Consider the following 14,886-nt stretch of genomic DNA (forward strand, 5'->3'; position numbering starts at 1 on the left):
ATATGAAAGTCTAATTAAGCAATGTATCAAATAACAAATACTAAAATAGACAGTTCAATTGAGAATATAAACCTCTTGAATGATTTAATTGTGATTATTATATTTTATTTTATCATCTTATGCATGTGTTGCATATACTTTTATTGTAAGTACATTCCTTCAACTTCTCCGAAATCATCTACATCTACTATAAATGAACCATTAGTATATTGTTCTGATTTATGAATTGAAGCAATATCTCCTGTTTCTTGGTCTTTAGCTGAATATAAAGTATATGTTGTATTGTCAGAACGAACAACATCTGCTGCCACGATACGATGTGGTGCTTTTTTCAATTCTTTAAGTAAGGTAATACCTCGTTGTGCTCGTTTCGCTTCTTGTAATACTTTAAATCCAATATGTTTAACAGCACCACGTTGTGTAGCCATAAGGATAGATTCTTTATTAGTGATTGTTTGCGTCATAATAACGTAGTCTTCATCTTTTAAGTTAATAGATTTCACACCAGCCGCACGTAAGCCTGTATCAGATAATTCGTTTGTAGAGTATGTTAATGACATTCCTTTATGTGTAATAACAGTAATAAGTTGATCTTCTTCAACACGTAATACATTAATTACCTCATCTTGATCTTTTACTTTCATGGCAATTAATGGTTTATTATATCGTGTTGTTTTAAACAACGGTACAGTACTTTTCTTAATCATACCGTTACGAGTAGCCATAATATAGAATGCTTGTTGTTCTTTGAAGTCTTTTTCATTAAATACGTCAATAACTAGTTCATCTTCATCAATAGAAACAATTTGAGATACGTGTTGACCTAATTCTTTCCATCGGATATCAGCTAGTTTATGAACTGGAATAAACAAGTATCTACCTTTATTCGTAAATACAAGCGCTGTATCTTGTGTATTTACATCAAGGTATTTTAATAAACTATCGCCATCTTTCAAACCGACTTCAGAAACGCCGCTAGCATTAAAGCTACGTGTAGATGTACGTTTAATATAACCATGTCTAGTTAAACTTAATACTACATCTTCACTAGGCACCATCACTTCTTTATCAATTTTAATTTCAGAAATTTCCGCTTCAATTGTTGATAAACGATCAGTTTTAAAATTCTTTCTAATTTCTGTTAATTCATTTTTGATAACATTCAATAATGCATCGTGATCATCTAAAATATGACGTAAATCTTTAATTAAATTAGATAACTCATCGTGCTCTTGTTCTAAAGCAACGATATCTGTGTTAGTTAAACGATAAAGTTGTAACATAACGATGGCTTCTGCCTGAGCTTCAGTAAAGTCATATTCAGCAACTAAATTATCTTTAGCATCTTTTTTATTTTTAGAATTACGAATTAAGGCAATCACTTCATCTAAAATAGATAAAGCTTTCATTAAACCTTCAACGATATGCATACGTTTTTCAGCATGTTCTAAATCAAACTTAGTTCTGTTAGCCACGACTTCTATTTGATGGTTAATATAACTATCAATGATTTGTTTAATACCCATTAATTTAGGTCTACCATCACTGATTGCAACCATATTAAAGTTATAAGATATTTGAAGGTCTGAATTTTTGAATAGGAAATTTTTAATTGCTTCACTATTCACGTCTTTTTTAAGTTCTATTGCAATACGTAAACCAGTTCTATCAGTCTCATCTCTAACTTCAACAATACCATCAACTTTTTTATCAGCACGTAATTCATCAATACGTTTAACGAGATTACTTTTATTCACCTCATATGGTATTTCAGTCACGATAAGTTCTTTACGTCCATTACGTAATGTTTCTTCATCTACTTTGGAACGTACAACAACTTTACCTTTACCAGTTTCGTATGCTTTTTTAATACCATCAATACCTTGAATAATACCACCTGTTGGGAAGTCTGGACCCTTCATGTATTTCATCAATTGACTCACAGTAATATCTGGATTATCAATATATTTTAATGTTGCTTGAATCACTTCACCTAAATTATGTGGTGGGATATCAGTAGCATAACCTGCTGAAATACCTGTAGAACCATTAATTAATAAATTAGGAAATCTTGCAGGTAATACCATAGGTTCAAGTGTTGTATCATCATAGTTTGGTATAAAAGAAACTGTTTCTTTATTAATATCTCTTAATAGTTCTTCAGATAATTGACTTAATTTTGCTTCTGTATAACGCATTGCTGCAGGAGGGTCATTATCGATACTACCGTTATTACCATGCATTTCTATTAAAACATGTCTTAATTTCCAATCTTGGCTTAAACGAACCATGGCATCATATACTGAAGAATCACCATGAGGATGATACTGTCCGATGACATCCCCGACAGTTTTGGCACTTTTACGGAAATTTTTATCGAATGTATTACCACTTGAATACATCGCATATAAAATACGACGCTGTACTGGTTTTAGTCCGTCTCGAACGTCAGGCAAAGCACGTTCCTGGATAATATATTTACTATATCTTCCAAAACGGTCTCCAATTACATCTTCAAGTGATAGATCTTGAATTATCTCACTCAAATCGTTTCATCCTCCTCATAGTTTTCACTTTCTAATATCTGAACTTCTGTATTATCTAAAATGCTTGAATCTTCCTGCATACCAAACTCAACATGACTTTCAATCCATTCTCTACGTGGTGCTACTTTATCACCCATTAACGTTGTAACACGTTTTGAAGAACGCACTTCATCTTCAACTTGAACACGTATTAAAGTACGAGTATCAGGATTCATAGTTGTTTCCCATAATTGTTCAGGATTCATTTCACCTAAACCTTTATATCTTTGTAATGTGAAACCTTTACCAAGTTGCTTTTGTAATTTATCTAATTCATCATCTGTCCAAGCATATTCCACTTTTTTAGATTTACCTTTACCTTTTTCTAATTTGTAAAGTGGTGGTAATGCGATAAATACTCGACCTGCTTGTACTAATGGTTTCATATATTTAAAGAAGAAAGTTAGTAACAGTACTTGAATATGTGCACCATCTGTATCAGCATCGGTCATAATAATAATTCGACTATAATTACTGTCTTCAATTTTAAATTCATTACCGACACCTGCACCTATAGTATGAATAATCGTATTAATTTCTTCGTTTTTGAAAATGTCTTCTAAACGAGCCTTTTCAGTATTAATAACTTTACCTCGTAATGGCAGAATCGCTTGGAACTTACGATCACGTCCAAGTTTAGCTGAACCACCTGCTGAATCACCCTCAACAAGATAAAGTTCATTTTTTTCTGTGTTTTTACTTTGAGCAGGTGTTAATTTACCAGATAAAAGTGTATCTTTTCGTTTATTCTTTTTACCAGAACGTGCATCTTCTCGTGCTTTACGAGCTGCTTCTCTAGCCTGTTGTGCTTTAATTGCTTTTTTAACAAGTGACTTAGATAATTGACCTTTTTCTTCAAGGTAAAATGGTAATTTCTCGGATACAACTGAATCTACAGCACTTCTAGCTTCTGACGTTCCTAATTTAGATTTAGTTTGACCTTCAAACTGTAGTAACTCTTCAGGAATTCTTACAGATACTATAGCTGTTAATCCTTCACGTATGTCATTACCGTCTAAGTTTTTATCTTTTTCTTTTAATTCATTAATGCGTCTAGCGTAATCATTGAACACACGTGTCATCGCTGTTTTAAAACCAACTTCATGTGTACCACCATCTTTAGTACGTACATTATTTACAAAACTTAATATACTTTCTGAATATTGGTCATTATATTGAAATGCAACATCTACTTCTATACCGTTAGATGTTCCTGTAAAAGTCGTAACATCATGAAGTACTTCTTTACCTTCATTGACATAACTTACAAATTCTTTAATCCCTTCTTCATAGTGGTAAAATTCTTCTCTTTCTTTACCACGACGTAAATCGATTAATTTAATCTTTAAGTTCTTTAATAGAAAAGCAGATTCTTGTAATCGCTCACTTAGAACATCAAAATTAAATGATGTTGTTGCTTTGAAAATTTCAGGATCTGGTTTAAATGTAACCTTAGTACCTGTTTTCTTTGTCTTTCCTTCTTTTAGTAAACCTGTTGCTGGCACGCCGCCATCTTTAAATCTTTGTTTATAAATATTTCCGTCTCTATGAATCTCAACTTCTAACCATTCACTAAGTGCATTTACTACTGAGGCACCAACACCATGTAATCCACCAGATGTTTTATAGCCACCTTGGCCGAACTTACCTCCAGCATGTAAAATCGTAAAAATAACTTGCACAGTTGGTTTTCCTGATGCATGGATACCAGTAGGCATTCCACGACCGTTATCTTCTATAGAAATACTATCATCTTGGTTAAGGATAACTGTTATTTCATCCCCATAACCATTTAATACTTCATCGACGGAGTTATCGACAACTTCATATACTAGATGATGCAATCCACGTTTATCAGTTGATCCTATATACATCCCCGGTCTTTTTCTAACTGCTTCAAGACCTTCTAAAACTTGAATAGAATCATCTGAATAATGATTTTGTTTATTCATTGCCAATGATTTCGCCCTCCTACAAACGTACGTTCGTTTTTAAAACTATACAATAGTTATTCTTATATAAATCAGAATAAATTGCAAGTGTCATCTTGATAAAACAGTTTATTTTACTGATTATTCATATTCAAAATGTAATTTTTATTGTTCTAATATGAGATGGATATGGTAAAATAGTGCTAAGTTATTAAAGGATGTGTATTTTATGATGATTGTCGTCATGTTAATACTAAGTTATCTTATAGGAGCTTTTCCAAGTGGTTTAGTTATTGGAAAGTTATTCTTTAAAAAGGATATAAGACAATTTGGTAGTGGCAACACTGGAGCAACAAACAGTTTCAGAGTATTAGGAAGACCAGCAGGTTTTGTAGTTACATTCTTAGATATCTTTAAAGGATTCATAACTGTTTTCTTCCCTATATGGTTACCTGTACATGCAGATGGACCTATAAGTACATTCTTTACCCATGGCCTGATCGTAGGATTATTTGCTATTGTGGGTCATGTATATCCAATTTATTTAGGATTCAAAGGTGGTAAAGCTGTTGCAACAAGTGCTGGGGTAGTTTTAGGCGTTAATCCTATTCTTTTATTAATTTTAGCAGTTATTTTCTTCGCTGTATTAAAATTATTTAAATATGTGTCCTTATCAAGCATCATAGCAGCTATTTGTTGTGTTATTGGTTCGCTCATTATTCAGGACTATATATTACTAGCAGTAGGCGCAATCGTTGCCATTATATTAATCATACGTCATAAAACAAATATTGTTAGAATCTTTAAAGGTGAAGAACCTAAGATAACGTGGATGTAAATAAAAAATCTAAAACTTAATAATCAATACAAAGCATTTAGTATGATATATGAAATTTATATCACACTGAGTGCTTTTTATTTTGTTAAATGTTTTGATTTATGATGATGTTATTGGTGAGTTTTATATAGTTTGATATACCTTTAGTCTTTGATAGTGGCTTATAACTCATTAAGTTAAAATAATTATATTAGGATATTAAGCTATGCTATAATTCTACTATCAATAAAATTCACAATTTAACCCCTAAAAAATATGGATAATTAATATGGAGGAACTATTTATGAAAATCGAGCTTACCCAACCAGCAGTTCAGTGGTTTAAAGATGAGTTTGACTTACCTCAAGATGACAAAGTATTACACTTTTTTGTACGTTATGGTGGAGAATTCCAATTAAAACAAGGGTTTAGCCCTGCATTTAATGTTGAAAATAAAGCCGATGTAGAAGTGGCATATGAAGAAGAATTTGACGGACTCACTTTAGTCATCGCTGAGAAAGATTTATGGTATTTTGAAGATGATCATATTGTAGTAGATGCAGTTGATCATGAAGATGAAATTTATTACAGTAAAAAGTAATTTAAAAACAGCCTAACAATGCCACTAAAGTGAGCAATGTTAGGCTATTTTCATTTTCTGATGCTAATTTAATTACAAATGATCGATACCATTTGTTACTTCTTCATCTATACCTTCTTTATTTAAATCTTCAACTTTACTATATACTTCGTGCCAATCAGCAAAATAACGATCCAATCTAATAGGTTTAAATGTATCAGCTTTCATACAAATCAATTCAGTGTAACCTGTTGTAGCTAGTTCACCTTGTTCGTTAAATAATTCATAACGATATATTGAACGTAACCTTGAGTACTTTTCTACCCATGTCTTAATCGTTACTTTTTCAGGATAAAAAATAGATTTTTTATATTTAATATTTAAGTCGGTAACTGGAGAAATGATTCCTTGCTTTTCCATATCAGCATAATTAAATCCTAATTTCCCAATATAATCTGTACGGGCAACTTCAAACCATGTTGCGTAATTACCGTGATAAATCACACCCATTTTATCTGTTTCTTGATATCTTGGTTCAATTTCAGTCAAACTATAAATCATTGAATTCCAATCCTTCCTTAACTTATACATTACATATGTATTTTAGCATAAAAAAACTGTGCTAACCTAAACGTTAGCACAGTTGATTTTTATTATTGAGCTAATTTATTTCTTAATACCATTTGTAAGATACCACCATGACGATAGTAGTCTAATTCAACTAATGAATCAAAACGAACCATTGCTTCGAAATCAACAACTTCTCCGTTTTCTTTTTTAGCATGAACTGTAACTAAATCATGAGGTTTTACATTTTCATCGATATCTACTGAAATTTCTTCTTTACCTTCTAAACCAAGAGAATCAGCTGATTCACCTTGTTTAAATTGTAATGGAAGTACACCCATCATAACTAAGTTTGAACGGTGAATACGTTCATAACTTTGCGCGATAACTGTTTTAACTCCTAATAAGTTTGTACCTTTAGCAGCCCAGTCACGTGAAGATCCCATACCATAGTCGTTACCAGCTAATACAGCTAAGCCAGTGCCATTTTCTTTATATTTCATAGCAGCATCATAAATAGGCATAACTTCGTCTGTAGGCCAATAAGTTGTAAAGCCACCTTCAGTACCTGGAGCTAATTGGTTTTTAATACGGATATTAGCGAATGTACCACGTACCATTACTTCGTGGTTACCACGTCTAGAACCGTATGAGTTGAATTCTCTAATTGGAACATTGTGGTCAATTAAATACTTACCTGCTGGTGTATCTTTACCGATTGCACCTGCTGGAGAAATATGGTCAGTTGTTACTGAATCTCCAAATTTACCCATAATACGTAAGTCTTTTAATGGTTCAATTGTTCCTGGTTCTTTAGATAATCCTTGGAAGAATGATGGATTTTGAATATATGTTGAATTTGGATCGAAATCATATAGTGGTGCATCTGTTACATCGATTTCATTCCACATTTCATTATTTTCATAAACATTTGCATATTCTTCTAAGAATAATTCTGGTGTTACTACACTATCAACTGTGTCAGCAACTTCTTTAATACTTGGCCAGATATCTTTAAGGTAAACATCTTCGCCATCTTTACCTTTACCAATAGCTTCATTTTCTAAGTCAATATCTACAGTTCCAGCTAAAGCATAAGCAACAACCAATTGTGGTGAAGCTAAGTAGTTAGCTTTAACTAATGGATGGATACGACCTTCAAAGTTACGGTTACCTGAAAGTACAGATGTTACTAATAAATCTTCGTCAGCAACAGCTTTTTCGATTTCTGGTAATAATGGACCAGAGTTACCGATACATGTTGTACAACCATAACCAACTAAGTTGAAACCTAAATCATCAAGATATTCTTGTAATCCAGAATCTCTTAAATAACCTGTAACAACTTTAGAACCTGGAGCTAATGATGTTTTAACATATTCAGGTACTTTTAAGCCTTTTTCGATAGCTTTTTTAGCTACAAGACCTGCACCTAACATAACGTAAGGGTTTGAAGTGTTTGTACATGAAGTGATAGCTGCAATTGCTATATCACCAGTTTTCATAGTAGCTGTTCTACCATCGTTGAAACTGATATTAGCTTGTTTATCAAATTCACTTTCATCTAGACCATGACCTTGGTTGCCAGCTGGTGCTGTAACTGATTTTTCAAATTCAGTTTTCATGTCACTTAAGAAAATTAAATCTTGTGGACGTTTTGGACCAGATAATGAAGCTTGTACTGTAGATAAGTCTAAGTCAATTACTTCAGTATATTCTGGGTCTTCATTTTCAACTTGGAAGAACATATTATTTTGTTGTAAATATTCTTTAACAAGTTCAATATGATCAGCTTTACGGCCAGTTAATTTCATATATTTAAGTGATTCTTCGTCAACTGGGAAGAAACCACATGTTGCACCGTATTCTGGCGCCATGTTAGCGATTGTAGCACGGTCAGCTAATGGTAAGTTTGTTACACCAGGACCGAAGAACTCTACGAATTTACCTACTACACCGCGTTTACGCAACTCTTCAGTTACACGTAAAGCTAAGTCAGTTGCAGTAGAACCTTGAGGTAATTCATTACTTAATCTAACACCAATTACTTCTGGAATTGGGAAGTAAGAAGGTTGTCCTAACATACCTGCTTCGGCTTCAATACCGCCGACACCCCAACCTAATACACCAATACCGTTAATCATTGTTGTATGAGAGTCAGTACCAACTAATGTATCAGGGAAAGCAGTTTGTTCACCTTCAACGTCACGGACATGAACAACATTTGCTAAATATTCTAAGTTTACTTGGTGAACGATACCAGTTGCAGGTGGTACAGCATTATAATTGTCAAATGCTTTAGTTGCCCAGTTTAAGAATTGATAACGTTCATAGTTTCTTTCGAATTCTAATTTCATATTACGTTCTAATGCGTCTGGGTTAGCGTAGCTATCTACTTGTACAGAGTGGTCAATAACTAAATCTACTGGTACTTCTGGGTTGATTTTGTTAATATCTCCACCAACATCATTCATTGCTTTACGTAAAGACGCTAAGTCAACTACTGCTGGTACACCAGTGAAGTCTTGTAAAATAACACGAGATGGTTTGAAAGGTACTTCACCTTCATTATCTTTTTTACCGAATTCTGCTAACTTTTTAATGTGATCGTCAGTGATTACAAAATCATCTTCCTGACGTAATACAGATTCTAATAATACACGAATTGAATAAGGTAATTTAGAAATTTTAGTTAAACCTTGTTCTTCTAATGATTTCAAATCATAGTATGTGTATGATTGGCCATTTAAATCAAATTGTTTCTTTGCTGTTTCTTTAAAATTAGAAGCCATTTGATATCCCCCTTGAAAATCTTTATATTTTATATGCCTTATTTAAATTGTATTATTATATGTTTTCGAAAACAACTATATAAGAGTAGAAAGACGTCGATTTTCATTTCGCATTTTTAATCAGGTAGTATAATCAAAACTTATCATAAGACGTTAGTGCAATAAGTAAATTTTATTAATTGAGAATGGTTATCAATCGCAAGTATTAGTTTTCATTTTTTATAGATAAAAAAATACTACCAGCCCTATATAGAGCCGGTAGTATCTTCACTCATTTCTAAAAGAATTAATTATTGAATTATTCTTCTCTTTCACGGTTTCTTCTTGATTCACGTTTTTCTAAAATATCAGATTCATAATCTTCTTGTTGATATTTAACGTACTCTTCTAATCTGTGTTTATTAGGCGTTAATGTTAAGCCTAAGAATTTACGTTCTTTGTTGGCATCTTTGTAAAAGCTTATCATCATCAGTATGACGACAAAGGAGAATGGGAACGCACTAATAATGGCGGCACTCTGAATCGCGTTGAGTGCTTTTGTTCCATCTCCGCCACCAGCTAATAATAGAACGAATGCAATAAGTGCTTGAGCAATTCCCCAAGTTACTTTAACTGCACTGTTTGGATTTAATGAACCAAATGTTGTCTGCATACCTAAAACGAATGTTGCAGAGTCAGCTGATGTGATAAAGAATGAAGCAATTAAAATAAGTGCTATGAATGATAACACTATACCTAACGGAACGTGGTGGAATACACCAAATAATTGTGTTTCTGGAGTCATATCAAATAATTTTGGATGTTTTTTACCTGTTTCAATACCAAGAACACCGAATACACTAAACCAGATGAAACTTACAATTGCTGGTACTAATAGTACACCTGAAATAAATTCTCTGATTGAGCGTCCTTTTGAAACTCTGGCAATAAATACACCAACGAATGGGCTCCAACTTAACCACCAGCCCCAATAGTATAATGTCCATGTTGACATCCATTCACGTTTTTGACCATTTAATGCTGCAGTGTCAAAGCTATTGAATAAGAATGTATTTAACAAGCTACCTGTTGAACTTGTCATCATATTAAGGATTAATACAGTTGGTCCAATGATTAATGTAATAATCATTAATATGGCACCTAAACCAATATTTAAATTACTTAAATACTGAATACCTTTACTTAAACCTGACCAAGCACTAGCGATAAATAATATCGTTACAACAACGATAATAATTGCTTGAACCCAAGTTGTATTTGGAATTCCGAATAAGTAACTTAAACCACCATTAATTTGTAATGCACCCATACCTAGTGATACAGCTACACCTACTAAAGTAGCAAATACAGATAAAACATCAATAAATGTTCCAATAGGTCCTTCTACTTTATCTCCTAAAAGTGGTCTTAGCGTTCTTGAAAGTAAACCAGGTTCACCTTTACGGAATTGAGAATATGCAAGTGCTAATGCTACTACACCATATACTGCCCATGCGTGGAATCCCCAATGGAAGAATGTAGAACGTAACGCTTCTGTATATGCTTCAGTAGTCTTTGGATCAGCATCAGGTGGTGAAGCAAAGTGTGACATAGGTTCAGCTGCACCATAGAAAACTAAACCAATACCCATTCCTGCACTGAATAACATTGCAAACCAAGAAATTGTATTAAATTCTGGTTTATCATTTGGTTTACCTAACTTAAGTTTCCCTATAGGGCTAAAGATTAGGAAAATACAGAAGAAAACAATAACTGTAGTTAATATTAGGTAATACCAACCTAGTTTATCAGTAATCCACATTTTGACTTCATTAGTAACCGTGTCAAATTGAGATGGGAAAATGGCACCAATTAACACAACAATTGCTGCGACAATGGCACTGTAGATAAACACCGGAGAAATCTTCTTACCATTTTTTTCTTCAGAAGAAGAATTCATAATTAATTACTCCCTTCTTATTATTAAATTTTCAAACTAGTAAAATTAAATTATTATTTTTTTATCTTAAAACAATTAACTTTACTAAAACACTACTATAGGATAACAAAGCTCCATATTAGAATCAAATTTGATTAAAATTAATATTTTCTAAATTAATTATATGATGTATAATGACGATTATATTGTTATGAAAGGATTTTTTTATATGCTTAAAGAGTTTAAAGAGTTTGCATTAAAAGGCAATGTATTAGATTTAGCTGTAGCTGTAGTTATGGGCGCTGCATTTAATAAAATAATCACTGCATTAGTCCAATACATTATTATGCCATTAATTGGTAAAATATTTGGTTCTGTCAATTTCGCAGAGGACTGGGCTTTCTGGGGAATTAAATATGGTTTATTCATACAATCAATAATTGATTTTATAATCATAGCTTTTGCATTATTTATCTTTGTGAAAATCGCAAATACATTAATGAGAAAAGAAGAACCAGAAGAAGAATTAGAAGCAAACACTGTTCTTTTAACAGAAATCAGAGATTTATTACGAGAAAAAAATTAATAATTATTAATTAAAACGATTTATCAACCTAATTTATAGAAGTTGATAAATCGTTTTTTTATAATTTTATGATTATTAATTCCATTTAAATTGTGTTGTGCTTTGGTATTGATTAGATGTCACTTCTAAAATGAGTGGTATTCGTTGTTTCAATTCACTTACATGAGATATGATTCCTACCATTCTACCTGTAGATTTCAAATTAACTAATGTATCTAGTGCTGTTTCAAGTGTTTCTTGATCTAAAGTACCGAATCCTTCATCAATAAACATAGATTGTAATGAAATTCCTCCAGATTCTTGTTGTACAATCTCACTTAAACCTAATGCTAAAGCTAATGACGCTTGGAACGTTTCCCCTCCTGATAACGAACTTATATGTCTAGATTTATTTGAGTAAAAATCAAATACGTCAATTTCAAGACCACTAAACCCTTGTGATAAAGCTGCTCTTCTTTGTAACTGATATCTTTGACCGCTCATAGTTGCAAGACGAATATTAGCTTGAGCGATGATTTTTTCTAAATAATATACAAGAACGTAATTTTCTAAGGTTAACTTTTGACTATTTTTACCTGACAAAATTTCAGACAGATTAAAGATATCTTGTTGTTCTTTTAACTCTTTATTCAAGTAATTTATATTAGATTCAACTTCATTTCCTTTTTGTTCATTTAATTTGATTTGATACTCTAGCGTTGCTATCTCATTATTTAATTGATTCAATTGTTCTTTTGTCTTTGATAGATTTTCTTGTTTTTTATCGATATCTTCCAAATTTCTATCTGAAACTAGCTTCGTTAGCCTATTTATTTCTACTTCATACATATGCAATTGTTTATTAAAATCATTAATTTCTTTCTCGATTGATTCCTTTTCATTAACGATTTCTATAATGCTTTGGATTTGTTCTATTGAAGATAAACTTAATCTATTCATTTCATTTTCAATTTCTTTTTGAGTTCGTTTAAGTTCATCTTGGCTTTCATTTAATGAAGTGGTATGATGCTTAACATTGTTTTCTTCAATACTTAGTTTTTGAGAAGTATCACTCATGGCATGTTTATACTTCTCGGTTAGTTGTTCATATTCAGTAACATTATTTTTTAATTGTTCATAGTACAATTTAAACTCTTTAATGTTAGTAAATTGAGATGTCGTTTCAAAATCATTAATTCTAATTTCACATTGTTCAATTTTTGCATTTGTATCTTTTATTTCATTTTCTATTTCATATATTTCTTGTTTTTTTTGTTCAATTTTTTTATTTGTTGATAAGATACGGTCATTTTCTTTTTGATGTCTTACTTTTTCTTCCTGTTTTTCTCTAAGTTGAGTATTAAGTTTATCTATATTGAGAATTGATTTTTCATCTACATTAATATTTTTTAATTGTTCAGTAAGGTGATTAATTGAATTTTCAAATTTAGCTTTGTTTATTTTATGCTCATTTAATTCTTCTTGTAACGACTTTAATAACCTTTGCTTTTCATTAATGCTTTCGAAGTCAATATGTTGATCTAAAGAAGTGATTTCATTACCACAAACTGGGCAAGTATCTCCTATTGAAACAACTTGCTGTAATTGTTCTACTAACGTTTCTTTATTGTTTAAATTAATTTCATTTTGATTGATATCAGCTATCGCATTGGTTAATTTTTCAATTTCATTGTCCGTTTTCTCATTAGAATCTTTTATTTCATTAATTCTGGAATTTAGATTTTCTTTGGTTTTTACTTCTTCCAATTGCTTTTCAGTTGTTTGAATATTTTTTTCTATTTTGAAAATATCTTGAGATAATTGTTCAACTACATCGTAGTCAACGTCTTTCGAATCAATAGAATCTTTTAATTGATAGAATTCTTTTTCAACTTGCTCTTTCTTTTCTTTTAATTTTTCCAATTTAGATGAAAGTTTTTCCTTATCTTTATAACTTGAATCATATTTAGATAAATTAACATAGAAAGTATGTGTTTTTTCTAAATATGCTTTTTCTTTGTTTATTGATGCTTCACTTTCAGTTAATTTTTTTAATTGGTATTGATAGTCCTCTTGTTCTTGATTTAACTGTTTAATTGATTGTTTAGATGTTTCAACAGAATTTTCTATTTGTTTTAATTTTTTGTTTGTTTCATTTTTTCTATCAAGCAATTGTGATAAAGGTTTAATTTCGTTGATTTTATTTAGCTTTTCCTTTTGTTTATTGATGCTTTCTTCTTGTTCTTTTAATTGATTAAATTGATTTTTGTTTTTCTCTAATTCTTTTAAATTTGATTCCAGCTCTTTATTTTCATTCAAATTATGTTCAATCTTTGAAATCTTGTTCTCTAAAATATTTTTATCTTCATATTTACTTTGAGCCAATTTTTTACCGAATTCATTGAATTTTGGCAATGCATCTATTAATTTTTCAGTTTGCTGAACATTAATCGTTTTTAATTCTTCAAGGCTTTCACTGTCAAAGGTGTTGATATCATTCCATAATCTTTCAATATTCTTATATCTATCTTCAATTTGTTTTTTTTCATTTTTAACATCTTCACTCAAAGCTTTTTCAATTTGTTCAAATCTTTCACTATTAAAAAGAGTTCTTAATATACCTTGCTTTTCTTTACTATTAGATAATAAGAATTTTTTAAATTCACCTTGTGGTAATATAAATAATTGTCTAAATTGTTCAGCGTTAACGCCAATTAAATCAATAATAAATTGATTTCCAGCACTCACCATACTTTCACGTAAATCAAATTCATTATCATTGTATTCAAAAACATTTAGCTTTGCTGGTGTTTTAGTTGTATTTCCTTCTTTAATATAAGGTCCAGTTCGAACTATTTTAAAGATTTTGTTATTTAGTTCAAATTCAAAAGTAACTTGCATGGCTGAATTACCATCAGCAAAATGACTTCTTAAATCACTTTCTTTTCTATTTTTAGTTGAAGCTTCCCCATATAACGCATATACTATGGCATCAAATATCATTGTTTTACCAGAACCGGTCTTACCACTTATCAAAAATAATTGATTTTGATCTATTTTATGAAAATCTATTGTTTCATTTAAGAAAGGTCCAAAATTAGTTAAAGTTAACTTAGCAGGTTTCAATTTAA

At 31.2% G+C, this 14,886-nt stretch carries 9 protein-coding genes; 3 read left to right on the plus strand and 6 right to left on the minus strand.

Going from position 1 to position 14,886, the window contains the following annotated elements; translation table 11 throughout:
• Positions 1-140: 140 nt before the first annotated feature.
• Positions 141-2,546: a DNA topoisomerase IV subunit A gene (gene parC / locus HMPREF3125_RS00325; RefSeq protein ID WP_070451235.1), complete on the minus strand. Its 2,406-nt coding sequence runs from the start codon at positions 2,544-2,546 to the stop codon at positions 141-143.
• Positions 2,543-4,537, minus strand: coding sequence for a DNA topoisomerase IV subunit B (gene parE, locus HMPREF3125_RS00330; RefSeq protein WP_070451427.1), 1,995 nt, complete (start codon positions 4,535-4,537; stop codon positions 2,543-2,545). The genes parC and parE overlap by 4 nt, the downstream gene beginning before the upstream one ends.
• Before the next feature lie 208 nt (positions 4,538-4,745).
• Here parE and plsY point away from each other — a divergent pair, with 208 nt between their 5' ends.
• Together plsY and HMPREF3125_RS00340 are read left to right on the plus strand one after the other, a co-directional pair.
• Entirely contained in the window at positions 4,746-5,354 is a 609-nt protein-coding gene (plsY, locus tag HMPREF3125_RS00335) for a glycerol-3-phosphate 1-O-acyltransferase PlsY (protein WP_017638427.1), read from the plus strand.
• 283 nt (positions 5,355-5,637) lie between these two features.
• A complete protein-coding gene (locus HMPREF3125_RS00340; RefSeq protein WP_070451237.1) occupies positions 5,638-5,934 on the plus strand; it encodes a HesB/YadR/YfhF family protein in 297 nt (98 codons plus the stop codon).
• 72 nt (positions 5,935-6,006) lie between these two features.
• Here the strand turns inward: HMPREF3125_RS00340 and menI are convergent, their stop codons facing one another.
• From menI to HMPREF3125_RS00355, 3 genes are all read right to left on the minus strand, one after another.
• Positions 6,007-6,474 carry a 1,4-dihydroxy-2-naphthoyl-CoA hydrolase MenI gene (menI, locus tag HMPREF3125_RS00345; protein WP_070451240.1) on the minus strand — a complete coding sequence of 156 codons (468 nt, stop codon included), beginning with the start codon at positions 6,472-6,474 and terminating at the stop codon, positions 6,007-6,009.
• A 92-nt stretch (positions 6,475-6,566) separates the two neighbouring features.
• Positions 6,567-9,272 (minus strand): aconitate hydratase AcnA, encoded by a 2,706-nt coding sequence (gene acnA / locus HMPREF3125_RS00350; RefSeq protein ID WP_029055394.1) that lies wholly within the window; start codon positions 9,270-9,272, stop codon positions 6,567-6,569.
• 298 nt (positions 9,273-9,570) lie between these two features.
• On the minus strand, positions 9,571-11,211 hold the full coding sequence (locus HMPREF3125_RS00355; protein WP_029055395.1) for a BCCT family transporter: 1,641 nt from the start codon (positions 11,209-11,211) through the stop codon (positions 9,571-9,573).
• A gap of 208 nt (positions 11,212-11,419) precedes the next feature.
• Between HMPREF3125_RS00355 and mscL the strand changes: the two genes are divergently transcribed.
• Positions 11,420-11,776 carry a large conductance mechanosensitive channel protein MscL gene (mscL, locus tag HMPREF3125_RS00360; RefSeq protein ID WP_017638422.1) on the plus strand — a complete coding sequence of 119 codons (357 nt, stop codon included), beginning with the start codon at positions 11,420-11,422 and terminating at the stop codon, positions 11,774-11,776.
• Between the two features lie 75 nt (positions 11,777-11,851).
• On the opposite strand, the gene sbcC is transcribed toward mscL, so the two are convergent.
• A complete protein-coding gene (gene sbcC, locus HMPREF3125_RS00365; RefSeq protein ID WP_070451241.1) occupies positions 11,852-14,881 on the minus strand; it encodes an exonuclease subunit SbcC in 3,030 nt (1,009 codons plus the stop codon).
• Between the last annotated feature and the right edge of the window lie 5 nt (positions 14,882-14,886).

The organism is Staphylococcus sp. HMSC13A10 (assembly GCF_001808005.1).
In the GTDB taxonomy this organism is placed as follows: domain Bacteria; phylum Bacillota; class Bacilli; order Staphylococcales; family Staphylococcaceae; genus Staphylococcus; species Staphylococcus pasteuri.

Bases quoted from the DNA above. Each gene is read 5' to 3' on its own strand.
- parE (WP_070451427.1), bottom strand. From the start codon at position 4,537: ATGAATAAACAAAATCATTATTCAGATGATTCTATTCAAGTTTTAGAA.
- plsY (WP_017638427.1), top strand. From the start codon at position 4,746: ATGATGATTGTCGTCATGTTAATACTAAGTTATCTTATAGGAGCTTTT.
- HMPREF3125_RS00340 (WP_070451237.1), top strand. From the start codon at position 5,638: ATGAAAATCGAGCTTACCCAACCAGCAGTTCAGTGGTTTAAAGATGAG.
- menI (WP_070451240.1), bottom strand. From the start codon at position 6,474: ATGATTTATAGTTTGACTGAAATTGAACCAAGATATCAAGAAACAGAT.
- acnA (WP_029055394.1), bottom strand. From the start codon at position 9,272: ATGGCTTCTAATTTTAAAGAAACAGCAAAGAAACAATTTGATTTAAAT.
- HMPREF3125_RS00355 (WP_029055395.1), bottom strand. From the start codon at position 11,211: ATGAATTCTTCTTCTGAAGAAAAAAATGGTAAGAAGATTTCTCCGGTG.
- mscL (WP_017638422.1), top strand. From the start codon at position 11,420: ATGCTTAAAGAGTTTAAAGAGTTTGCATTAAAAGGCAATGTATTAGAT.